Here is a 22,384-nt window from a genome sequence, read left to right as displayed (position 1 = left end):
ATTACCCCACTGAACCTTCAAGACTGATTTCGAGCAGTTTGCCGGCTTCCACCGCAAACTCCATCGGTAATTCTTTAAATACTTCTTTACAGAAGCCGTTAACAATCATGGATACCGCTTTTTCCGGATCCATGCCGCGCTGCTGACACAAAAATAACTGGTCATCGCTCACTTTTGAGGTGGTTGCCTCATGCTCAACAATCGCTGTGGGATTGCGGCTTTCGATATACGGGAATGTATGGGCACCACACTGATCACCAATCAGCAGTGAATCGCACTCGGTAAAGTTACGCGCACCATCGGCTTTAGGGCCCATCTGGACCAGCCCCCGATAGGCGTTGTTACTTCTGCCGGCTGAAATGCCTTTGGAAATGATGGTTGACCGGGTGTTTTTGCCCAGGTGAATCATTTTCGTGCCGGTGTCAGCCTGCTGACGACCGCGAGTCAGCGCTACTGAATAAAACTCACCCACGCTGTTATCGCCTTTCAAAATACAGCTAGGATATTTCCAGGTCACCGCAGAACCGGTTTCAACCTGTGTCCAGGAGATTTTCGCATTGGTATGAGCAATACCCCGCTTGGTCACGAAGTTATAAATACCGCCCTTACCATTTTCATCACCCGGATACCAGTTTTGCACGGTGGAATACTTGATTTGCGCATCATCCATCGCCACCAGTTCAACTACCGCAGCATGCAGCTGGTTTTCGTCCCGCTGAGGCGCAGTACACCCTTCCAGATAGCTGACATAAGCGCCTTCGTCGGCCACAATCAGGGTACGTTCAAACTGACCGGTATTTTGTTCGTTGATCCGAAAATAGGTCGACAGTTCCATCGGGCAGCGAACGCCTTTAGGAATGTAAACAAACGAGCCATCGGTAAAGACTGCACTATTTAGCGCGGCATAATAGTTATCGCTGCGCGGAACCACCGAGCCAATATACTTTTTCACCAGGTCCGGATATTTGTGCACGGCTTCTGAAATCGGACAGAAAATTACGCCCGCTTCTTCCAGCTTTTCGCGGAAGGTAGTCACAACAGAGACCGAGTCAAAAACTGCATCTACCGCCACGCCGGCCAGCATTTCCTGTTCGTGCAGCGGAATGCCCAGCTTTTCGTAAGTACGCAGCAATTCAGGGTCTACCTCGTCTAATGACTTTGGTTTATCCTTCATGCTTTTGGGCGCGGAGTAATAAGAAATTGCCTGAAAATCAATTTTTGGGTAGTCGACATGGGCCCACTCTGGTTCTACCATTTCTAACCAGGTGCGGTAGGCTTTTAAACGCCATTCCAGCATCCACTCAGGTTCGTTTTTCATGGCAGAGATGCGGCGAATCACCGACTCGTCCAGGCCATTTTCGAAGGTTTCAGACTCGATTTCAGAATAGAAACCGGCATCGTATTTTCTCGATAGCGCCTGTTCGATCTGTTCACTCATGTTTGGATCTCACTCGTTTGCCTGTCATGGCAGAACACCCGATAATGAGGCCATGACGGTCTTGCCCCACATCTGCGCAGTTACCCTGCTGTTCTGCTACTTAATTTGTGCTCAATTGTATAATACCTGAGTATTTCACTCAAGAATTCAGACGGGCTGCACGCCCGCTTAACAGCAGTCCGTGCCGTTTAAGTCGTGAAAAAAGTGCCGCGGATCATGCCCGAAAGCCCTGCATTATTCAACGCAAAACGGGGACTTACGCGGTGGCGCCGGCGCTGCTGCCGCGTCTGGCTTCCAGCATACGGGTCACCACGTCTTGCACTTTTTTAATGGTATGGTCAATTTCAGCTTCGGTGGTAAAACGCCCGACACTGAAACGAATGCCGCTATGAGCAGTTTCAGCATCATTGCCAATTGCGCGCAATACGTAAGATGGCTCCAGACTGGCTGATGTACAGGCAGAGCCGGAAGACACCGCCACATCGTTGAGCGCCATCATCAGGCTTTCGCCATCAACTCCGACAAAGCTCATGTTCAGGTTACCGGCAACCCGTTGTTCAGGATGCCCGTTTAACTTGGTGTTGCCCAACACATTCAGGCCCTGCCAGAGACGGTCGCGCAACGCACGAATTCGCTGCGATTCTTCTGTCATTTTCTGTCCGGCCACTTCACAGGCAGCGCCCAGACCAACAATCTGATGGGTTGCCAGAGTACCGGAGCGCATGCCCCGTTCATGGCCGCCGCCATGGATTTGCTCAGCAATGCGCACCCGCGGACGGCGTCTGACAAACAGCGCGCCAATGCCTTTCGGGCCATAAAATTTGTGCGCCGACACCGAATACAAATCTACCGGCAACTCGCTTAAATTAACCGGCAGTTTGCCCACACTCTGTGCGCCGTCTACATGAAAAATGATATTGTTTTCACGACACCACTGGCCAATGCCGGCGATATCCTGAATCACGCCAATTTCATTGTTAACGTGCATCACAGAAACCAGGATAGTGTCATCCCGGCGGGCCTCAATAAGCTGTTCAAGGCTTATCATGCCATGCTCGTCTACCGGCAGATAAGTCACATCAAACCCTTGTGTTTCGAGCCACTGGCAGGTATCCAGCACCGCTTTGTGCTCGGTTTCCACAGTGATAATGTGACGGCCATTATCCTGATAGCTCTGAGCTGCGCCTTTAAGCGCCAGGTTATTTGACTCTGTCGCTCCGGAGGTAAAGACAATTTCACGCGGATCGCAGTGCAGCAGGTCAGCCACCTGATTACGGGCAATATCGACCGCTTCTTCCGCCATCCAGCCATACCGATAGGTCCGCGAGGCAGGATTGCCGAATGTGCCGTCCATCGTCAGGCACTGCATCATTTGCTCTGCCACCGCCGGGTCGACCGGCGTGGTGGCTGCATAATCAAGATAAACAGGTAACTTTAAATCACTCATTACAGCTGTATGCTCACTTTGATGTCCTGGGCCTTGCCCAGCGTGTTTTTATCCTGGCGCTGCGCCACTTCCTGCACATCCCGCTGGGCCATTAACTCGCCCAGGGTGATGCCGTTTAAAAACACATTAATGCGTTCGCTTAAGTCCTGCCATAAGCTGTGGGTCAGACAACGTTCGCCGCCCTGACAATCAGACTGTCCGGCGCACCGGGTAGCATCGACAGACTCATCCACCGCCCGAATGACTTCGCCAATGGCGATATCAGCCGCCGCACGGCCCAGCAGGTATCCACCGCCCGGACCACGTACACTGTCAACCAGTTGTTGTTTACGTAAGCGGGAAAAAAGCTGTTCAAGATAGGAAAGTGAAATTTCCTGTCGTTCGGAGATCTCTGCCAGAGGTACCGGACCACGGGTGGAATGTAAGGCCACATCCAGCATTGCGGTTACCGCATAGCGGCCTTTTGACGTTAATTTCATAGGTCCCCCTACCCTTTGTTGTGGGCAGAATTGTTCCATGCCTGAGTAAAATGGTCAACTATTTAACCCTATACTTTACTCAGGTATTAACGATTGGCGTAATCAGATTTTTGGATCAAACGCCTCTTGCTGAGGGTCGCTGTGCTCCTGTACCACCGGATCAATACCGGTGCTGGCAAAATCCTCTTTGCTCAGGGAGTTAATGTTATCAGTGCAAACATCCCCGCCCAGCGAACGAATAACCCCGCATAACTCTTCCACTTTATGGTCCATCTGGTGCATATGCTCCAGCATGATGCCCATGGCGTTGGCAACCGGATCAGGGTTGTCGGGTGAAATCGCGTAGGCGTCAAACCCGTATTTTTGGGCAATGCTATGGCGTTTGTCGTTTTTCTCTTCCGCTTCCTGGCGGGTGATGGTCGAGGTAACAATACGACCGGGAATACCGACCACGGTTGCACCGGGCGGTGCGCTTTTCACCACCACAGAATTAGAGCCAACCTTGGCGCCCTCGCCGATGGTAATCGGACCCAGTACTTTAGCGCCGGCCCCGATAACCACATTGTTCGCCAATGTCGGATGGCGTTTTCCTGCCTGCCAGGACGTACCGCCCAGGGTCACGCCATGGTACAGGGTAACATCGTCCCCAATTTCGGCGGTCTCGCCAATAACCACACCCATGCCATGGTCAATAAAAAAGCGCCGCCCCAGGGTTGCCCCCGGGTGAATTTCAATGCCGGTAAGCCAGCGGCTGAACGTAGATAAAGAGCGGGCCAGCCATTTAAAATCGGCTTTCCACAAACGGTGGCTGAGGCGGTGAATCCAGATAGCATGTAAGCCCGGATAATTGGTCAGCACCTCAAAAGTGTTGCGGGCTGCCGGGTCCCGGTGAAATACGCCGTTTATGTCGTCTTTTATTCGTTCAAACATGCCTGCCCTACTTTTTACCTGCAGCCTTATCGATAGAAGACAGAATACCGCGCAGGATATTCAGCTCAGCAGATTCAGGACGCGCCCGGTTGAATAACCGGCGTAGCTTAGTCATGACCTGGCCGGGGTGATTCTTCACAATAAAATTGGTGCCCTGAAGCGTGGACTCCAGATGATCGTAGAATCGTTCCAGTTCATCGTTAAGCGGATACTCGGCTTCTGTTTCAGCAATGCGCTCCTGATTAAGCCACGCCATTCTGACTTCGTAGCTTAATGTTTGCACCGCCATCGCCAGGTTCAGTGAACTGTATTCAGGATTGGCCGGAATGCAGACATGATAATGGCACTGCTGCAGTTCTTCGTTTGTCAGGCCATTATTTTCACGGCCAAAGACCAGCGCAACCGGATACTTGGGCACTTCGCTGATCATTTTCTCACCGCACTCACGCGGTTCCAGCATGGGCCAGGAGTGGGTACGGGAACGGGCTGATGTTCCTACTACCAGACCACAATCAGATACGGCTTCTTCCAGGCTGGCCACGGTTACGGCATTTCCCAGTACGTCGCCGGCACCGGCCGCCATCGCACTGGACTTACCGTCTGGTGCCTGTACCGGATCAACCAGATACAACTGGCTCAGCCCCATCGTTTTCATAGCTCTTGCTGCAGAGCCGATATTCCCGGTGTGAGATGTGTTAACCAGGACAACGCGAATATTTTCCAGCATGTGTTTCTATCGTCGAACAATTTGGCGCCATAGTAGCACAGTAGAGCTCTAGATGGCTATTTTGCAATGTACTTAAGCAACACTGCGATTGCATAATAGTGTGTCGGCAGGTACACTTCGCGCGTTTTTACAGCTATGGGCATCTGCCGGTAGCTCTCTGGTCTTTTACAATTGGTGGTTTATCTATGCATCCGATGCTAAATATTGCGGTGCGCGCTGCGCGTGCTGCTGGTACTGTTATTATTCGTGGCTTTGAAAAACGGGATGATCTTCAGCTTGAAGCCAAAGGCGCGAATGATTTTGTGACGCAAATCGACAGGGAAGCAGAACGGGCGATCATCGAAAAAATTCGTCAGTCATATCCTGATCACAGCTTCTTAGGTGAAGAAAGCGGAACAACCGAAGGCTCGGATAGCGACTTCCAGTGGATTATCGATCCGCTTGATGGCACCACCAATTTTATCAAAGGCATTCCTCATTTTGCCGTTTCTATTGCTTTGCTGCACAAAGGCCGTCTTGATCAGGCTGTAGTGTTTGATCCTATCCGTGGCGAACTGTTTACCGCCAGCCGGGGTCAGGGTGCACAGCTAAATGGCTACCGTATCCGTGCTTCTAAGCCGCGGGACCTGACCAATTCAATTCTTGCCACCGGCCTGCCGTTTAAAAACAAGACTGCCTATGCCGAGTACGCATTAAGCCTGAACAAAATTTTCCACGAATGTGGCGATATCCGTCGTGCAGGTTCTGCTGCACTGGATCTGGCTTATGTAGCGGCCGGTCGTCACGATGGTTACTGGGAGCGCGGTGTTAAAGCATGGGATATTGCTGCTGGTGAGCTACTGGTTCGCGAATCCGGTGCACTGGCCACAGACTTCCAGGGCGGCAACGACCCTCTGCATAAAGGTGAGATTGTTGCTGGTAGCCCGAAGGTTGTTCAGGCTCTGGTCAAACACCTTAAGTAATACCTGAAATAGTTAACGTAATGATAAAGCGGCTTCGGCCGCTTTTTTTTGTTTTTAACAGTTTAAAGATCCCCCTGAACGGCCGGGCACTACAACGATTGTGCCGGGACTACTTTTACCCCCATCGTCGTCCCTGCACCGCGTAGCGGTATGAAGACCATACTCGAGACGACTTCCCCTTATTGTCATCCCTGAACCGCGAAGCGGTATCAGGGATCTCCCTGGGTACGTGGCTAACGTTATTCAGTGGTTGTTTCAAATGAGCCAGACTGTTCACGAGATCCCGTATAGGCCTTCGGCCTTACGGGACCACGGGTTATTAAAAAGATGCCCGTGACTTTGCCCCCCTACCGTCGTCCCTGAACCGCGTAGCGGTATAACAATAATACTCAGGACTTTGCCCCCTATCGTCGTCCCTGAACCGCGAAGCGGTATCAGGGATCTCCTTGGGTACATGGCTAACGTTATTCAGTGGTTGTTTTAAATGAGCCAGACTGTTCACGAGATCCCGTATAGGCCTTCGGCCTTACGGGACGACGGGTTATTAAAAAGATGCCCGTAACTTTACCCCCCTACCGTCGTCCCTGAACCGCGAAGCGGTATCAGGGATCTCCTTGGGTACGTGGCTAACGTTATTCAGTGGTTGTTGTAGATGAGCCAGACTGTTCACGAGATCCCGTATAGGCCTTCGGCCTTACGGGACGACGGGTTATTAAAAAGATGCCAGTGACTTTGCCCCTACCGTCGTTCCCGAATCGCGTAGCGGTATAACAATAATACTCAGGACTTTGCCCCCTACCGTCGTCCCTGAACCGCGAAGCGGTATCAGGGATCTCCTTGGGTATATGGCTAACGTTATTCAATGGTTGTTGTAGATGAGCCAGACTGTTCACGAGATCCCGTATAGGCCTGCGGCCTTACGGGACGACGGGACGACGGGTTATTAAAAAGATGCCCGTGACTTTGCCCCATCGTCGTCCCTGAACTGCGAAGCGGTATCAGGGATCTCCCTGGGTACATGGCTAACATTATTCAGTGGTTGTTGTAGATGAGCCAGACTGTTCACGAGATCCCGTATAGGCCTTCGGCCTTACGGGACGACGGGTTATTAAAAAGATGCCTGTGACTTTGCCCCTACCGTCGTTCCCGAATCGCGAAGCGATATCAGGGATCTCCCTGGGTACATGGCTAACGTTATTCAGTGGTTTTTTAGATGAGCCAGACTGTTCACGAGATCCCGTATAGGCCCGCGGCCTTACGGGACGACGGGTTATTAAAAAGATGCCCGAGACTTTGCCCCCCTACCGTCGTCCCTGAACCGCAAAGCGGTATCAGGGATCTCCTTGGGTACATGGCTAACATTATTCAGAGGTTGTTTTAGATGAGCCAGACTGTTCACGAGATCCCGTATAGGCCTTCGGCCTTACGGGACGACGGGTTATTAAAAAGATGCCCGTGACTTTGCCCCTACCGTCGTCCCTGAACCGCGAAGCGGTATCAGGGCTCTCCCTGGGTACATGGCTAACGTTATTCAGTGGTTGTTTTAAATGAGCCAGACTGTTCACGAGATCCCGTATAGGCCTTCGGCCTTACGGGACGACGGGTTATTATAAAGATCCCTTATAGGCCTGCGGCCTTACGGGACGACGGATGATTTCAAAACCCTCAGCTTAAAACAAACTCCAGACTATCAGGCTCTACCAACATCGCTTTATTACACTTTACCTCAGATACCGGTACGGTGAAGCGAACCCCGTGGCTTAAACACACTTTTACCTCTTTATAAGGCTTAACTATTTTGGGATCAGCCCAGACAGACAGGTGTTTATCATTCAAAGTGGCATCAAAATTTCCCAGTTTTTTATCGTCAGCGATAAGGGTGGCGGTGTGAGTTGGAATGGCTTTGCAAAACATAACAGGCTCCAGATGATCTCTTCATTGTTGCCTACGCACCATGGTTAATTGAGTTTAATCATTGATAAAAGATTTCAGATAAAAAAAAGCCGCTGTTCACAGCGGCTTTTAGTCAGTGTCAGTTGGCTTACATCAGTGAGTCCTGATCAGCACCTTCTTTTTCAATCTGTGGCGGCATCAAATCTTCTTTACTGATACCCAGTGCCAGCGCAACAGAACTGGCAATGTAGATTGATGAGTAAGTACCGATAATCACACCAAACAGCAGGGCTGTAGCAAACCCGTGAATCAGTGCACCACCTTTATAGAACAGCGCAATCAGTACCAAAATGGTCGTTAGCGAGGTAATGATGGTTCGGTTTAGCGTTTGCGTCAGCGAGGTATTCACAATGCCGGTAGGCTCGCTTTTACGAATCTTGCGGAAGTTCTCGCGAATACGGTCACATACAACAATGGTGTCGTTAAGCGAGTAACCAATCACCGCCAGCACCGCTGCCAGTACGGTCAGGTCAAACTCAAGCTGTAGCACTGAGAACAGGCCAAGAGTCAGAATCACATCATGTGCCAGGGCTGATACTGACCCCAGAGCAAAACGCCACTCGAATCGCATGGCAACATACACCAGAATGCACAACAGTGCAGTCAGCATGGCCAGGCCACCCTGCTCAGTCAGTTCTTCGCCCACGTTAGGACCAACAAACTCAATCCGGCGCATTTCCACATTATCACCCCCAGCGCGAAGCGCCGCGAGAACCTGATCGCCAATCACATTTGATTTCACACCATCACGGGGAGCAATACGAATCAGCACATCTTCGCTGGAACCAAAGTTTTGCACAACAGCATCTTCAAATTCCGCGCTGGTCAGCTGGCGGCGAATATCTGACAGTTTTGCCGGCTTGTCATAGCCCACTTCAATCAGCGTCCCGCCGGTAAAATCCAGGCCCCAGTTCAGACTGTTGGTCGCCAGCGACACAATTGAGCCAATAATAAGCAAGGTCGATAGCACCAGCGCCGGTATGCGCAGGCGCATGAAATTGACGTCGCCAGACAGATTAATTAAACGCATCGTCTTCTCCTTAAATCGCCAATTTCTTCACTTTCCGACCACCCCACACAGCATTAACGATAATGCGGGTTAGTAAGATTGCAGTGAACATGGATGTTGCAATACCAATCATCAGTGTGATTGAGAAGCCTTTGATGGGACCGGTTCCCACAGCAAACAGAATCAATCCGGCGATAAAGGTCGTCACGTTGGCATCTAAAATGGTAGAAAATGCACTGTCGTAGCCCATATGAATAGCTTGCTGCGGACTTCTGCCCTCACGCAATTCTTCACGAATACGCTCGAAAATCAGCACGTTGGCATCAACCGCCATACCTACGGTCAGTACAATCCCCGCCATACCCGGTAAGGTCAGGGTAGCGCCCGGGATCATCGACATAATACCAACAATCATCACCAGGTTAGACGCCAGCGCAACGTTGGCCACAATCCCAAATGCCTTGTAGTAAATCAGCATGAACAGCAGCACGGCGGCCAGACCATAAACAATCGCCTGCATACCCAGTTCAATATTTTCCTGACCCAGGCTTGGACCTACAGTGCGCTCTTCCACAATCTGAATAGGTGCAATCAAAGCACCGGCCCGTAACAACAGCGCCAGGTCGCGGGCTTCTTTAGGCGAGTCCAGCCCGGTGATACGGAAGCTGCTACCCAGCTGAGCCTGAATGGTGGCCACAGAGATAACCTGTTCATGCTTTTCAAAAACAAGCTTGCCCTGATCGTTTTTCTCACCGGTTGCTTTATATTCAATAAACACCGTGGCCATCGGGCTGCCGATATTACCGCGCGTACCGCGCGACATCTTATTACCGCCTTCAGAGTCCAGAGAAATGTTTACCTGAGGGATACCGTATTCATCAACACTGTTGTTAGCATCAATAATATGGTTACCGGTTAGCATCACCCGCTTTTCCAGCAATTGCGGACGACCATTTTTGTCTTCAATTAACTGAGACCCAGGTGGTACACGACCGGCAACAGCGTCGCGAACATCGTTATCCTGGTCAACCAGACGAAACTCCAGCGTAGCTGTCGCATTAAGAATTTCTTTGGCCCGAGCCGTATCCTGAACACCTGGCAACTGCACCACAATGCGATCAGCGCCCTGCTTTTGAATCAGTGGCTCGGCAACACCCAGCTGGTTAACCCGGTTACGCAGAATGGTAATATTCTGCTTTACCGCATAATCGCGGATTTCTTTAAGTTTGGTTTCAGAGAAAGTCGCCCGTAGTGTCAGGTTGCCTGGTTCTGAATATTCAAGATCCCGGTTGCGGTTACGCAAAAAGAATTTCGCGCTGTCCAGAGTGTCCTGGTCGCGAAAAATGATGTCGATATAGTTATCACGCTGGGTGACGGTGCGATAGCGTAGTTTTTCTTCACGTAGTGCGGTACGAAAATCACCTTCGGCATCTTCCAGTGATTTATCAATAGCTTCGCTCATGTCCACTTCCATCAGAAAGTGCACACCACCACGCAAATCCAGACCCAGTTTCATTGGCGTTGCACTCAGGTCTTCCAGCCATTGCGGGGTATCAGCAGCCAGGTTCATGGCCACGACATAATCGCTGCCTAAGGCTTTTTCCAGCATTTCGCGGGCTTTAAGCTGATCTTCAGAACCGGTCAGACGCACCAGAATCTGGCCCTCTTCAAATTCGATTCGTTTTGGATCAATCTCGTTGGCAGCCAGCGTTTGCTCTACCTGACTGACCATCTGCTCAGTAACTTCAGCGTTACGACCAGCGGATATTTGCACGGCATTGTCTTCACCGTACAGGTTCGGAAGTGCATACAGAGCACACAGACCCACGAACAGGAGTGCGATCAGTACCTTCCAGACAGAGTTCTTATTTAACACGGACAAATTCCTTTTTGCCGGACGCCGGAACACAGAATTCCGGCCCCGGCGTAGAACTTTTAGATTGCTTTCATTGTGCCTTTAGGCAGCACAGCGGTAACCGATGACTTTTGAACAACAATGTTGTTGGTGTCATTCAGGGCGATTTCGATGAAGTCCTTCTCTTCGCTCACTTTAGTGATGCGACCTACCAGACCACCCTGGGTCAGTACTTCATCACCTTTGCTCAGCGACTCTACCAGGGCTTTATGTTCTTTTACACGCTTAGCTTGTGGACGGTACAGTAGAAAGTAGAAAATCAGACCAAACACGCCAAGCATGATCAGCATTTCAATACCGCCGCCCTGTTGAGCGCCACCCGCAGCCTGTGCATGTGCATCAGAAATAAAAAAGCTCATAGTTTTCCTCTATCTCGTTGTTGTTATAGTGCCGGAACCGGCATGTCTTTTTGGGCATAGAATTCAGCAACAAACTCATCCAGTTTGCCAGCATCAATTGCATCACGCAGACCCTGCATAACCCGCTGATAATAACGCAGGTTGTGAATGGTGTTTAAGCGCGCCCCCAGGATTTCATTACATTTATCCAGATGATGTAAATAAGACCGTGAGTAGTTTTTGCAAGTGTAGCAATCACACTTCTCATCCAGTGGTGAGGTGTCGTTACGATGACGGGCATTTCGGATTTTAACCACGCCTTCAGTAACAAACAGGTGGCCGTTACGCGCATTACGGGTTGGCATCACACAGTCAAACATATCAACACCACGGCGCACTGCCTCAACGATGTCTTCTGGTTTACCAACGCCCATCAGATAGCGTGGCTTGTCTTCAGGAATCTGATGCGCAGTATGGTCAATAATGCGAATCATATCTTCTTTAGGCTCGCCTACCGACAACCCGCCGATGGCATAACCGTCAAAGCCAATCTCTTCCAGGCCGGCCAGCGATACATCGCGCAAGTCTTCATACATACCGCCCTGAATAATACCAAACAGTGCTGCCTTGCTGTCACCATGGGCGTCTTTACTGCGCTTAGCCCAGCGAAGTGACATTTCCATCGACAGACGGGCTTCCTGCTCAGTGGCCGGAAATGGCGTACATTCATCAAAAATCATGACAATGTCAGAGCCCAGCTCACGCTGCACTTCCATGGATTTTTCCGGCGTCAGCAGAATTTTTTCACCATTGATCGGTGAACGGAACGTCACGCCTTCTTCAGTAATTTTACGTAAATCACCCAGACTGAAAACCTGAAAGCCGCCTGAATCCGTTAAGATTGGCTTATCCCAATGCATGAAATCATGCAGATCACCGTGCTGCTGAATAATGCCGGTTCCCGGTCGCAGCATCAGGTGAAAGGTATTCCCAAGACAAATGTGAGCACCGGTATCTTTCAGCTCTTCAGGGGTCATCCCTTTCACAGTGCCGTAGGTGCCAACCGGCATAAAGGCGGGAGTTTCAACCACGCCACGGTCAAATTCCAGACGCCCGCGTCTGGCCTTGCCTTCTGTTTTTAACAATTCAAACTGCATGAATATGTCTGTTCCAATATCGGGCGCAAAGCGCGCTGGTCAAAATAAATTGGCGGCGATTATACCAGTTCTGCCGCTCAGATCATGTAGACAAAGCACTTCCGGTAACATTTTTGTGTTTACCGGTCGCAATCAGGCTTTTTCAATGAACATGCTGTCGCCATAACTAAAGAAGCGATATTCGTTTTCTACCGCCTGCTGATAGGCGTTCATCACATTATCACGGCCGGCAAACGCACTGATCAGCATAATCAGCGTTGACTCTGGCAGGTGAAAGTTGGTGAACATGGCATCAATGATCTTAAATTTATATCCCGGGTAGATAAAAATCTCGGTGTCATCCATAAACGGGGCAATCAACTGATCGCCAGCCGCCTGGGCTGCCGACTCCAGCGAGCGGACCGATGTGGTGCCTACCGCAATGACCCGCTTGCCGGCCGCTTTGGTTTGCTTGATCGCATCAACAACCTGCTGGTCTACCTCGGCATACTCAGCGTGCATTTTATGCTCAAGAATATTATCAACGCGGACCGGTTGAAATGTGCCGGCGCCTACGTGCAAAGTAACAAACTCGGTGCGCACGCCTTTGTCTTTAAGCTGCTGCAAAATAGCATCGTCAAAATGCAGGCCGGCGGTCGGCGCGGCCACAGCGCCGGGCTTTTCGTTATACACCGTCTGGTAGCGCTCTTTATCACTGCTTTCATCCGGACGGTCGATGTAAGGCGGTAACGGCATATGACCATGTGCCTCAAGTAAACTCAGTACACTCTCAGCGTGGTTAAATTCAAGATGAAACAATGCATCCTGACGCCCCAGCACGGTTGCATTAACTTTGTCTTCCAGCAATAACCGGGTTCCGGCTTTGGGCGCTTTACTCGCCCGCACATGAGCTAAAATCGTATCGTCTGCTAAAATACGTTCTACCAGAACCTCAACCTGACCACCGGTTTCTTTGTTACCTTTGAGTCGCGCCGGAATAACCCGGGTATTGTTAAATACCAGCAGGTCGCCTTCTTCAACCAGCGACAACATGTCAGCAAACATGGTGTGCCTGACCTGACCGCTTTTGCCATCCAGATGCATCAGTCGGCTCGCGCTGCGCTGTTCGGTGGGGTATCGGGCAATTAAATTGTCCGGTAAAGAGAAGTTAAAATCACTGAGTTTCATTACAATACCAAAACGTAAATTTCTGAATTACAAGGACAAAAGCATCAAAGCGTATGGGATTGCATACTATTTAATCAGTCTCAATACGGTTACTTTATATACAAATTAACTTAATCGGTTAAGATGACCGTGAATAGAGATGATGTTCTCCCAAACTTATCCTATATTCTACGGCCCGGTTATTTGACCGGGCTTTTTTATGGCCGGTAGTTTACCCGTCTTCACGCTCAAGATCAGTGAGGATTTCAACTAAATTTTCCATCGACAACGGCCGGGCATTTAATACCATCAGGATTTGCAGCAATAAATCAGCGCCCATAATGCCTTTATTGACTTTATTGCGCAGGTTATCTGCACTTTGCTCAATGCCTATCTCTGCCAGCCTGTCGCTCAGGCCCTGATACTTCACACCACGCACCGACATTTCAGATTTTACAATACGTTGTACTGCCTGCCGCCATTTACTGGGTTTTGCCACGCCTGCCTCCCACATTCACATTCGTGAACTATAACTCACAAAAAAATATTTATTTACACATTAAAACACTATTGATTATTGACCATAGTGCCCTCATCTGTCTACACTGAGCGCGCGAATGTTGGCGTGAAGGCTGTTTACCGTTACAGTCTTACCAGTGTGATTAAACCAACCCGACATTCGCTTCAACCCACAGTAAAGGAGACACGCTATGAGTTGGGATCTTGACCAGCTTGAATCTTTGTTATCGAACTTCGATGACTTTGTCGTTACCCGTGAAGATAACTGCCTGCTTATTGCAAACCCGGATGGCATTGACGCCTGGCTGGCAATCAGTGGTGAACAAATCCTGGTAGAAAGCCTGCTGTTTGCAGCCAGTCAGGTTAAAGACAAAGCTGCGCTGGATCATGAAATTTTATCCACCCATATGGTGTTTCCGCTGACCACGGTGGGCATCTCTACCATCAACGGTGAAGAATACTATACAGCGTTTGGGGCCTTAAGCGCCCAGTCCAAAAAAGAAAGCGTTGTCATTGAAGTTGAAACCCTGTTTCAGAATGTCGCATCGTTTTTAGATGCGTACGAAACTCACTTACACTAACCGACCCCGTCACAGGAGAAGCGAATGTCTGTTTGGAAAAAACTTATCACCGCAGTAAAAGGCGGAGCGACCGAAGCGGCAGAATCTGTTGCCGACAGCCAGGCTCTGCGCATTCTGGATCAGGAAATCCGCGAGGCGAAAGAAGAGCTGCGTAAGTCTGACCACGCCCGTACCCAGATTCTGGCCAAATGCAAACTGTCTAAGCAAAAAATAGACAGCTTTAATGCCTCTATTGCTGAGTACGAAGCCCATGCCCGTAAAGCCATTGACAGCGACCGTCAGCTAGCGCTGGACTGTGCGCAGAAAGTTTCTGAGCTGAAAGAAGAGCGAGATCAGGAACAGGCCTATCTGGACCAGTTCGAGCAATCAGAAAAGCAGCTTGCAGGCAATATTCAACAAGCCAAAGCCAATCTGCGCCGTCTTGAACAACAGGTGGATATGGTGAAGGCTACCGAAAGTGTGCATAAAGCGCAGGTAGCCGTTTCATCACGCCATATGGGTGCAAACAGCAAAATGAAAACGGCCACAGAATCGCTCAGCCGTATTCAGGAAAAGCAGAAAATGCGCTCTGCCGAGCTGGAAGCCGCTGAAGAACTGGCCAGCGAAGACAGTAATACTGACTTAGAAAAACGGTTGGCTGAAGCCGGCATCAGAGGTGGAAAAACCTCGGCCGACGATGAACTAAGCCGGATTCTGGGCAAATAAGTAACGCCATAAGCCCGCCTTAGTGCGGGCTTTTTTATTTCACGGCCCGCGCTGGCTTAGCGGTTGTGTGGCGAAATGACAGCAGGCATACTGCAATTAATAGTTAAACAATAACAACAGGATGTTACCCTGACCATGGGGTCTTGGACTTACTTTCGAAAAATAATGGTGCGGTACTTCAGTGAGTTGCGCTGGTACACCATTGTGGTGATTACCCTGCTTTACGCACTGTTGAGCTGGCTGTCGTTGTACGCAGCAAGTGAGCACGCACTTACCCAACAGATTGACTTTATATACTGGTTAGCGGTTACGGCATCCACCGTCGGCTATGGCGATTTGTCGCCGGTCACCCCGGCAGGCAAGATGGTCGTTGCCCTGCTGGTGATTCCGGCCGGCCTGAGTATTTTTGCCATGGTTATCGGTCGAATTGCAGCCTGGGTCAGTAATCAGTGGCAGAAAGGATTAACCGGAATGAAATCATTACATGTGCAGGACCACATACTGGTCATTGGCTGGAATGAACAAAAAACCATGTTGCTGCTGGATTTGCTGATTAAAGAGCGCCGGCACCTGGAGAACAAACCTGATATTGTGCTGTGCGTAAAAGCCAATATTACCAATCCGATGCCTGGCAACATTGAGTTTGTGCATGTGGAATCGTTTAATAAAGACGTGGATATGGACCGGGCCTGCGTGGCAGATGCCAGTGTCATTCTCATCGATAACCCGCAGGACGATGTCACGCTGACCACTGCACTGTATACCTCCCAGCGCAATCCAAATGCCCATCAGGTAGCTTATTTTACTGACGATGCCCTGGTTCCGCTGCTGCAAAGTCACTGCCCTAAAGTAGAATGCACGCCCAGCGTAGCGGTGGAAATGCTGGCCAAGTCAGTGTTTGATCCGGGCTCCAGTATTTTGCACCACGATTTGCTGGGTGTGGACGGTCAGGCCCAGTTCTCTGTGGCGCTGCCCGACAATTGCCAACAACTGACCGTTGGGCACGTATTCATCAACCTGAAAAAGCACTATGATGCTATTTTTATCGGTTATGCGCCCGGCGGCGTGTATCAGAATATGGTGGTGAACCCGGATTTTGACGTCACGCTGAGCCCAAAAGACAAACTGTTTTACATTGCAGAAAACCGTATCCACGATATTGACTGGAACAAAATAGGAAGCTGATATGTTTAGCAAACTTTTTGGCCGTGACAAAAAACCTGAAAAACCGCAGGCGCCTGAAATTATGGGGCTGTATCTGGGCGGGTCGTTTGAGCTGGATAACCTGAAACTGAGTCTGTTACTACCGCAGCTAACCATATCTGATTGTGCCCGGTCACAGCTGATTCAGGCGGTGGGCGATGCCCCGCTGGATAGCGGCGGTAATTTGCTGCGTTTTTATACCGACGACGAGGCCTTTTTGCAGGTGGTTACCGATGGCGGCCTGACCGAAAATCACATCACCGATGTGAAGCTTTGGCATTTTTACGAAACCCGCACTATCGGCTCGCAGGCCCAGTGGCAGGACTGTCTGAAAAATCTGATCTCGCAACCCACCTATACGCTGGACGGACACACCTACACCAGAGTGTGGAGTGCCGTAGGCGACACCTCGCCACCGGTAGCGGTGACCGAAACCACGTATGAAGAAGATGGTGATACCAGCACAACAGATCAGTTTATGATGCTCTATGAACGCCCACTTGAAAACGATCGCACCGAGTCGTTACTGGTGGTGGGTGAAGAAAAAATTATCGGTAACAATCATGACCGCTGTCTGGTTATCAGTACCGGTTTTGATATACAACCTGCAGATATTCAAATTAACGGTTAGAGGACTATTCCATGGATACTATATTGGCGTCACTGGCAGGGCTGGATAACTTCGCGCTCTACTTTGTCACCTCGGTTGTGTTTTTATTCATCTTTAAGTTTGCCTACGCCATGGTCACTCCCCATGACGAGTGGAAACTGGTCAAAGAGGATAAAAACGTGGCTGCCGCCGTCGGTTTCGGCGGTTCTATTGTAGGGTTTGCCCTGGCGCTGTCGGGGGCGGCTGCTAACTCGCTGGGAATTGTTGATTTTGCAATCTGGGGAGTGGTGGCCATTATCGCACAGTGTCTGGCCTTTGCCCTGTTGCGCTTTACCTTTATGCCGCGCATCGCCGAACGCATCAATAATAATGAAGTGTCAGCCGGGACTATGCTGGCTGCCATGTCGATAGCTGTAGGCTTACTAAACGCCGCCTGTATGACCTACTAAGCGAGGTTCATGATGACTACGCAAAAACGTACCCGAACCATTGACCTTGGCCGCATGCGTAAGCATTTTGCGGTTAAACCTCTGGCGCTGGGTGTGGCCAGTGTGCTGCTTAGTGCCTGTTCCAACGACCGCCAGCCTGCCCAGGTTTATACTTCGGTAGACGAATGTTCAAGTGACAACCCGGATGCTACCTCTCAGTGTCAGGCGGCCTATCAGCAGGCCGTGGATGAGGCATCGCGCACCAGCCCGAAATTTTCTTCCGAGTATGACTGTGAATATGAGTTTGGCCAGAATCAGTGCCGTCAGGTTACTAATGAGTCCGGCAGCTTTTTCATGCCGTTCATGGCCGGCTTTATGGTCAGTCAGCTGCTGTCACCCAACCGGTATTACTCGCAGCCTCTGTTTACCTCTTACTCGCCCTACTCGCCGTTTCGCTCGCGTTGGGTATCGGCTGACGGCTATGTGTTTGACGGTGATATTCGCAAACGCAACTACCGCGTCAGTCCGTCCCAGTTTAAACCCAAGCCGGCTGTCACCCGCACCATGAGCCGGGGCGGTTTTGGCAGTTCGGTCAGGGCTAAATCCAGCTGGGGCAGCAGCTCTCGCTCTGGTGGCTGGGGAGGCTGATTGCTTCGTCATACCATTGCGCCACGCAAAGACTGGCAGCAACAGGCAAACCAGTATGGGTTTCACTTTCATACCATGTACGGCGAGCCTTACTGGGATGAAAGTGCTTACTATCAGTTCAGCCTTGAGCAGATAGAACGTGACTTAGAAGACCCAACCGCCGAGCTGCATCAGATGTGTCTGGCTGTGGTCGATAAAGTGGTGCACAGCGAAGCCCTGTTACAGCGCTTTCAAATCCCTTCTGCCTATTGGGACCTGATGCGAGAATCCTGGCTGCTGCGCAGCCCGTCATTGTATTCACGCATGGATCTGGTCTATGACGGAACCGGTCCGGCAAAATTGCTGGAAAACAACGCAGACACGCCAACGTCCCTGTATGAAACCGGCTTTTGGCAATGGCTGTGGCTTGAGCAACAGGTTGACCGGCTGAACCTGCCACGCAGTGCTGATCAGTTTAACTCCCTGCAGGAAAAGCTGGTTCACCGGTTTACCGATATTGCCAGTATTTATCAGCTTAACCAGATGCATTTTGCCTGCTGTCAGGAGACGGATGAAGATCGCGGCACCGTGCAGTATTTGCAGGATTGCGCCGAAGCAGCCGGTATTCACACCGACTTTGTGTTTATTGAAGATATCGGACTGGCTGATACCGGCGTATTTACCGACCTGAACGATGCCCCCATTACCGACTGTTTTAAACTGTATCCGTGGGAGTTTATGCTGCGCGAGCCCTTTGCCGAGGCGCTTAGCAGTGCGCAGGTCAACTGGCTGGAACCGCTGTGGAAAGCCATTTTGTCAAATAAAGCACTGTTGCCCCAGTTATGGAAGATGTTTCCCAATCATCCTAACCTGCTGCCTGCCTGGTTTGCCGATGAGTCGGCCCACAGTGGCACCGGGCGCTGGATTAAAAAGCCGGTATTTTCCCGGGAAGGGGCTAATATCTCGCTGATTGAAAATGGGGTGGAAACCGCGTTGTCTGAAGGACCCTATGGTGACGAGGGATTTATCATCCAGCAGTTTCATCCACTTCCCCAGTTCAGCCGTAACCATACGCTTATAGGCAGCTGGCTGGTAGATAATCTGCCTGCCGGTATTTCAGTGCGTGAAGACACGCACGTTATCACCCAGGATTTATCCCGTTACGTACCCCATATAATTTTATGAGTCATACACCACCGCTTAAACAACAGCTGCGCTTTTTAGGCAGCCTTGCACTTGTGCTGATAGTGATTGAGGTTATCAACTTTTTCACTGCTCACAGCTTAAACAATCTGGGCGTACTGCCCCGCTTTACGCCAGGTATCTGGCATATTTTCACCGCCCCGTTTTTACATGGTTCACCCTCGCACCTGTTTGCCAACCTGGTTCCACTGCTGGTATTTATGTGGCTGACCTGGCAATGGGGCACCCGAATTTTCACCAAAACCACGCTGACTATTTTTATTCTGTCTGGCCTGGGAGTCTGGCTGTTTGGTCGCTCGGCAATGCACATTGGTGCCAGTGGTATTGTGTATGGCTACCTGGGCTTTTTACTGCTGGCTGGGTTTAAAACCCGGCGAGTTCCTTACATGATTATGTCGGTACTGGTTGCGGTAGTGTATGGCGGCATGCTCTTTGGATTACTGCCCACTGACCGGTTTGTCTCTTACGAATATCACCTGTTCGGTTTTCTGGCCGGTCTGCTGGCCGCCTGGCGCTGGGGAGCCGGCAAATAAGCGGCTTTTGCAGACTTAAATTGCCGGGCAAACAGGCAGTTAAGCGCTTTTAAACGATAGTATGGGTGTGTGGCTAAAATCAGCCTGTTACAATGTACATTCGGCCAGTTTGTCAGCTGGCCCGTATTTAAAAATAATCAGGGTTGTAAACCAGCCCGCAGAAGTGAAGGTTGCATGACGTCGTCGAACCAGCAAGCAAAACAACAGCAAAGTCAGAACCAGGGCTTTTTAGGAAACCTGGCCTTTAATATCATTATTCCGGTTGTCATTATGAGCTACACCAGCTCTGATGAATATCTGGGTCCGGCCTGGAGTATTATTGCCGCTCTTATCTTTCCAATTGGCTACGGATTCTGGGATTTAAAACAATCCGGCAAGGTCAATGGTTTTTCTATTCTGGGAATTATCAGTGTTTTGCTGACCGGCGGCATCAGTTTGCTGAAACTACCGGCAGAATACATCGCTATCAAAGAAGCTGCGATTCCGGCGCTCATCGGCATTGCCGTACTAGTCACCCAGTACACCAAAAAGCCACTGGTAAAAATGCTTATTCTGAACGATCAGATTATTAACTGGGAGGCCCTGAACGCCTCGCTGGATCGCCATAACAAGCAGGCGGAGTTTAAAAAGAAAGTGGCGGTCAGTTCGTACATTGTTGCCAGCTCGTTTTTTCTGTCCTCTGCCCTGAACTATATTCTGGCGAAAGTGATTCTGGTCAGTGAGCCGGGCACCACGGCCTATACCGAAGAGCTGGGACGTATGACAGCCTTAAGCTACCCGGTTATTGTTATACCCAGCATGATTTTGCTGGTCACTGCACTATGGTATCTGTTCAGCCAGATTGGCAAGATTACCGGAGAGGAATTAGAAACCTTTCTGAATCAGAAATAAAAAAACGGCTCTCGAGCCGTTTTTTATGGGTGAAGCTGATTATTCGCAGCGCCAGCTTTCTTTAAAATTACAGGCCTCGTTAGCTTTGCCCTGTTGGGTGGCTGCAGGGCTGGCGCTCGGTGAGGTGGTCACCTTTGATGCGGCAACAGGTGCTGCTTTTCCGGCGACAAAGCGCTTCATAATTTTAGCAATGTCGGTGTTATCAATCTGACCTTCAAATGCTTCATGCCCAGCCCCAAAACCAAATACTTCTACATCCACACCGGTGTGTCCGCTGGTTGTCCAGCCCGTATTGGTTTTGTTGTCCAGAAATGCTTTTAGCGCGGTTTCACGAGCTTGCTCTGATGTAGCATCCAGCACCTGTTGCAGCTGCTGGTTATCTTCGTCGGTCAAAGCAAAACCCAGCTGCTGACTGATGTATGCCATAGGCTGTTCCATGTCCGGTAAATTACGGGCAATCGTAGTGACCGATGATTTCATCTGGTGTAAAAACTCAGGCTGCCACAGGTATTCGCCATTTGCCCCAATGGTAAGGCCACCGGTACTGTGGTCTGCAGTCAGTATAACCAGCGTATCAGGGTGGCTTTTTACATAGCCTTTAAGATACGTGATGGCTGCTGCCAGGTCATCCATTTCCGCCACCACTGAGCCGATGTCATTGCTGTGACCCGCCCAGTCTACCTGGCTGGCTTCCAGCAGCAAAAAATAGCCGTTGGGGTTTTCCAGGTGTTTGATAGCATGCTCGGCCAGATACGCCAGACGATGAGGGCGACTGTCATCCAGCGCTGCCGGTAAACCCACCGGGGCAAATAAACCCAGCACATTAGAACCTTCAGGCAGGGTCGCCAGTTTGTTATAGCTGTCGACATACTGATAGTCGGCATCAATAAACTGGGCAACCAGGTCCCGGTCCTTGCGCTCAAAGTAGCTGGTGCCACCGCCCAGCATTACATCGGCAACAAACTTGCCGTCAATGCGATCGTCAAAATAGCTATCAGCAATGGCGTTGTAGTTTTTGCGGCTTTCATTATGGGCAATATAGGCAGCCGGGGTAGCATGGTTTATCTGGGAGGTCACCGCAACCCCGGTACGCATGCCCTGTTGTTTAGCCAACTGTAATACTGACTCCACCGGCAGTTTTTTGTCATCAACACCAATGGCGCCATTATAGGATTTGATACCAGAAGCCAACGCAGTGGCCGCAGCGGCAGAGTCTGTGACATAACCGGATACATTGGCCGGATAGGTTGACGCATTACCAATAAGAATATCGTCAAGTACCACTGACTCAACGTCCGGCGTAGCCGGATCATCAGCATAGTTGCGGTAGGCAGTGGTATAAGCGGGTCCCATACCATCAGCAACCACCATAATTATATTTTTAGGTGTTGCAGAAGCATGAGTTTGCGGGCTGTCAGATGACCCGGGTGACTGGGCACAGCCCTGCAACGCCATTGCCGAGACAGCTGTGACATAAAGTAGTTTTCGAAACATGAAAAGCATCCGTGAAAAACAATCAGCAAAGATTGTAATGTACCACCCCATTGAGAACAAAATTTATTCTTTTAACACCCTGAAAACAC

23 protein-coding genes are annotated in these 22,384 nt (G+C 50.3%); 10 read left to right on the top strand and 13 right to left on the bottom strand.

Annotated features, from left to right (window positions below):
- Position 1 precedes the first annotated feature (1 nt).
- The 5 genes from sufB to trmJ form a co-directional block, all read right to left on the bottom strand.
- Entirely contained in the window at positions 2–1,438 is a 1,437-nt protein-coding gene (sufB, locus tag EZV72_RS05720; RefSeq protein WP_137166340.1) for a Fe-S cluster assembly protein SufB, read from the bottom strand.
- A gap of 256 nt (positions 1,439–1,694) precedes the next feature.
- Positions 1,695–2,885, bottom strand: a complete 1,191-nt coding sequence (locus tag EZV72_RS05715) for an IscS subfamily cysteine desulfurase (protein WP_137166339.1) — start codon at positions 2,883–2,885, stop codon at positions 1,695–1,697.
- The gene (gene iscR, locus EZV72_RS05710) at positions 2,885–3,364 is read right to left on the bottom strand and encodes a Fe-S cluster assembly transcriptional regulator IscR (RefSeq protein ID WP_137166338.1); all 480 of its coding nucleotides are present in this window, start codon (positions 3,362–3,364) and stop codon (positions 2,885–2,887) included. Before iscR ends, EZV72_RS05715 begins: the two co-directional genes overlap by 1 nt.
- Before the next feature lie 102 nt (positions 3,365–3,466).
- Positions 3,467–4,294, bottom strand: coding sequence for a serine O-acetyltransferase (gene cysE, locus EZV72_RS05705; protein ID WP_137166337.1), 828 nt, complete (start codon positions 4,292–4,294; stop codon positions 3,467–3,469).
- A 7-nt stretch (positions 4,295–4,301) separates the two neighbouring features.
- Positions 4,302–5,021, bottom strand: coding sequence for a tRNA (cytosine(32)/uridine(32)-2'-O)-methyltransferase TrmJ (trmJ, locus tag EZV72_RS05700; protein ID WP_137166336.1), 720 nt, complete (start codon positions 5,019–5,021; stop codon positions 4,302–4,304).
- Positions 5,022–5,206: 185 nt separating this feature from the next.
- On the opposite strand from trmJ, the gene suhB reads away from it, so the two are divergent.
- Positions 5,207–5,983, top strand: coding sequence for an inositol-1-monophosphatase (suhB, locus tag EZV72_RS05695; protein ID WP_137166335.1), 777 nt, complete (start codon positions 5,207–5,209; stop codon positions 5,981–5,983).
- Between the two features lie 1,665 nt (positions 5,984–7,648).
- On the opposite strand, the gene EZV72_RS05690 is transcribed toward suhB, so the two are convergent.
- From EZV72_RS05690 to EZV72_RS05660, 7 genes are all read right to left on the bottom strand, one after another.
- The gene (locus tag EZV72_RS05690) at positions 7,649–7,897 is read right to left on the bottom strand and encodes a hypothetical protein (protein ID WP_137166334.1); all 249 of its coding nucleotides are present in this window, start codon (positions 7,895–7,897) and stop codon (positions 7,649–7,651) included.
- 127 nt (positions 7,898–8,024) lie between these two features.
- Positions 8,025–8,966, bottom strand: a complete 942-nt coding sequence (gene secF, locus EZV72_RS05685; RefSeq protein ID WP_137166333.1) for a protein translocase subunit SecF — start codon at positions 8,964–8,966, stop codon at positions 8,025–8,027.
- 10 nt (positions 8,967–8,976) lie between these two features.
- On the bottom strand, positions 8,977–10,821 hold the full coding sequence (gene secD, locus EZV72_RS05680; protein WP_137166332.1) for a protein translocase subunit SecD: 1,845 nt from the start codon (positions 10,819–10,821) through the stop codon (positions 8,977–8,979).
- 59 nt (positions 10,822–10,880) lie between these two features.
- Complete coding sequence (gene yajC, locus EZV72_RS05675) at positions 10,881–11,219, bottom strand: preprotein translocase subunit YajC (protein WP_137166331.1); 339 nt, start codon at positions 11,217–11,219, stop codon at positions 10,881–10,883.
- Between the two features lie 23 nt (positions 11,220–11,242).
- On the bottom strand, positions 11,243–12,355 hold the full coding sequence (gene tgt / locus EZV72_RS05670) for a tRNA guanosine(34) transglycosylase Tgt (RefSeq protein WP_137166330.1): 1,113 nt from the start codon (positions 12,353–12,355) through the stop codon (positions 11,243–11,245).
- A 132-nt stretch (positions 12,356–12,487) separates the two neighbouring features.
- Entirely contained in the window at positions 12,488–13,522 is a 1,035-nt protein-coding gene (gene queA, locus EZV72_RS05665) for a tRNA preQ1(34) S-adenosylmethionine ribosyltransferase-isomerase QueA (RefSeq protein ID WP_137166329.1), read from the bottom strand.
- Positions 13,523–13,733: 211 nt separating this feature from the next.
- Entirely contained in the window at positions 13,734–14,000 is a 267-nt protein-coding gene (locus EZV72_RS05660) for a DUF6471 domain-containing protein (RefSeq protein WP_408640830.1), read from the bottom strand.
- A gap of 211 nt (positions 14,001–14,211) precedes the next feature.
- Here EZV72_RS05660 and EZV72_RS05655 point away from each other — a divergent pair, with 211 nt between their 5' ends.
- The 9 genes from EZV72_RS05655 (at position 14,212) to EZV72_RS05615 (ending at position 20,801) form a co-directional block, all read left to right on the top strand.
- Positions 14,212–14,601 carry a DUF2170 family protein gene (locus tag EZV72_RS05655; RefSeq protein ID WP_137166327.1) on the top strand — a complete coding sequence of 130 codons (390 nt, stop codon included), beginning with the start codon at positions 14,212–14,214 and terminating at the stop codon, positions 14,599–14,601.
- A 24-nt stretch (positions 14,602–14,625) separates the two neighbouring features.
- Entirely contained in the window at positions 14,626–15,306 is a 681-nt protein-coding gene (locus EZV72_RS05650) for a PspA/IM30 family protein (RefSeq protein WP_137166326.1), read from the top strand.
- Positions 15,307–15,441: 135 nt separating this feature from the next.
- A complete protein-coding gene (locus tag EZV72_RS05645; RefSeq protein ID WP_232364517.1) occupies positions 15,442–16,491 on the top strand; it encodes a potassium channel family protein in 1,050 nt (349 codons plus the stop codon).
- Position 16,492: 1 nt separating this feature from the next.
- Entirely contained in the window at positions 16,493–17,140 is a 648-nt protein-coding gene (locus tag EZV72_RS05640; RefSeq protein ID WP_137166325.1) for a YjfK family protein, read from the top strand.
- An 11-nt stretch (positions 17,141–17,151) separates the two neighbouring features.
- A complete protein-coding gene (locus EZV72_RS05635) occupies positions 17,152–17,568 on the top strand; it encodes a DUF350 domain-containing protein (RefSeq protein ID WP_137166324.1) in 417 nt (138 codons plus the stop codon).
- A 12-nt stretch (positions 17,569–17,580) separates the two neighbouring features.
- A complete protein-coding gene (locus EZV72_RS05630; protein ID WP_137168670.1) occupies positions 17,581–18,195 on the top strand; it encodes a DUF1190 family protein in 615 nt (204 codons plus the stop codon).
- Positions 18,196–19,359, top strand: coding sequence for a glutathionylspermidine synthase family protein (locus EZV72_RS05625; RefSeq protein ID WP_137166323.1), 1,164 nt, complete (start codon positions 18,196–18,198; stop codon positions 19,357–19,359).
- The gene (locus EZV72_RS05620) at positions 19,356–19,910 is read left to right on the top strand and encodes a rhomboid family intramembrane serine protease (RefSeq protein ID WP_137166322.1); all 555 of its coding nucleotides are present in this window, start codon (positions 19,356–19,358) and stop codon (positions 19,908–19,910) included. Before EZV72_RS05625 ends, EZV72_RS05620 begins: the two co-directional genes overlap by 4 nt.
- Positions 19,911–20,084: 174 nt before the next feature.
- Positions 20,085–20,801, top strand: a complete 717-nt coding sequence (locus tag EZV72_RS05615) for a VC0807 family protein (RefSeq protein WP_137166321.1) — start codon at positions 20,085–20,087, stop codon at positions 20,799–20,801.
- 39 nt (positions 20,802–20,840) lie between these two features.
- Here EZV72_RS05615 and EZV72_RS05610 read toward each other — a convergent pair whose 3' ends face one another.
- Entirely contained in the window at positions 20,841–22,295 is a 1,455-nt protein-coding gene (locus EZV72_RS05610) for an alkaline phosphatase (RefSeq protein WP_137166320.1), read from the bottom strand.
- Positions 22,296–22,384: the final 89 nt, after the last annotated feature.

This window comes from Salinimonas lutimaris (assembly GCF_005222225.1).
Classification (GTDB): domain Bacteria; phylum Pseudomonadota; class Gammaproteobacteria; order Enterobacterales; family Alteromonadaceae; genus Alteromonas; species Alteromonas lutimaris.
This window is presented reverse-complemented; position numbering and strand designations above follow the sequence as displayed.

Excerpts from the sequence above, each read along its gene's own strand:
- sufB (WP_137166340.1), bottom strand. The coding sequence starts at position 1,438 with ATGAGTGAACAGATCGAACAGGCGCTATCGAGAAAATACGATGCCGGT.
- EZV72_RS05715 (WP_137166339.1), bottom strand. The coding sequence starts at position 2,885 with ATGAGTGATTTAAAGTTACCTGTTTATCTTGATTATGCAGCCACCACG.
- iscR (WP_137166338.1), bottom strand. The coding sequence starts at position 3,364 with ATGAAATTAACGTCAAAAGGCCGCTATGCGGTAACCGCAATGCTGGAT.
- cysE (WP_137166337.1), bottom strand. The coding sequence starts at position 4,294 with ATGTTTGAACGAATAAAAGACGACATAAACGGCGTATTTCACCGGGAC.
- trmJ (WP_137166336.1), bottom strand. The coding sequence starts at position 5,021 with ATGCTGGAAAATATTCGCGTTGTCCTGGTTAACACATCTCACACCGGG.
- suhB (WP_137166335.1), top strand. The coding sequence starts at position 5,207 with ATGCATCCGATGCTAAATATTGCGGTGCGCGCTGCGCGTGCTGCTGGT.
- EZV72_RS05690 (WP_137166334.1), bottom strand. The coding sequence starts at position 7,897 with ATGTTTTGCAAAGCCATTCCAACTCACACCGCCACCCTTATCGCTGAC.
- secF (WP_137166333.1), bottom strand. The coding sequence starts at position 8,966 with ATGCGTTTAATTAATCTGTCTGGCGACGTCAATTTCATGCGCCTGCGC.
- yajC (WP_137166331.1), bottom strand. The coding sequence starts at position 11,219 with ATGAGCTTTTTTATTTCTGATGCACATGCACAGGCTGCGGGTGGCGCT.
- tgt (WP_137166330.1), bottom strand. The coding sequence starts at position 12,355 with ATGCAGTTTGAATTGTTAAAAACAGAAGGCAAGGCCAGACGCGGGCGT.
- queA (WP_137166329.1), bottom strand. The coding sequence starts at position 13,522 with ATGAAACTCAGTGATTTTAACTTCTCTTTACCGGACAATTTAATTGCC.
- EZV72_RS05655 (WP_137166327.1), top strand. The coding sequence starts at position 14,212 with ATGAGTTGGGATCTTGACCAGCTTGAATCTTTGTTATCGAACTTCGAT.
- EZV72_RS05650 (WP_137166326.1), top strand. The coding sequence starts at position 14,626 with ATGTCTGTTTGGAAAAAACTTATCACCGCAGTAAAAGGCGGAGCGACC.
- EZV72_RS05645 (WP_232364517.1), top strand. The coding sequence starts at position 15,442 with ATGGGGTCTTGGACTTACTTTCGAAAAATAATGGTGCGGTACTTCAGT.
- EZV72_RS05640 (WP_137166325.1), top strand. The coding sequence starts at position 16,493 with ATGTTTAGCAAACTTTTTGGCCGTGACAAAAAACCTGAAAAACCGCAG.
- EZV72_RS05635 (WP_137166324.1), top strand. The coding sequence starts at position 17,152 with ATGGATACTATATTGGCGTCACTGGCAGGGCTGGATAACTTCGCGCTC.
- EZV72_RS05630 (WP_137168670.1), top strand. The coding sequence starts at position 17,581 with ATGACTACGCAAAAACGTACCCGAACCATTGACCTTGGCCGCATGCGT.
- EZV72_RS05620 (WP_137166322.1), top strand. The coding sequence starts at position 19,356 with ATGAGTCATACACCACCGCTTAAACAACAGCTGCGCTTTTTAGGCAGC.
- EZV72_RS05615 (WP_137166321.1), top strand. The coding sequence starts at position 20,085 with ATGACGTCGTCGAACCAGCAAGCAAAACAACAGCAAAGTCAGAACCAG.
- EZV72_RS05610 (WP_137166320.1), bottom strand. The coding sequence starts at position 22,295 with ATGTTTCGAAAACTACTTTATGTCACAGCTGTCTCGGCAATGGCGTTG.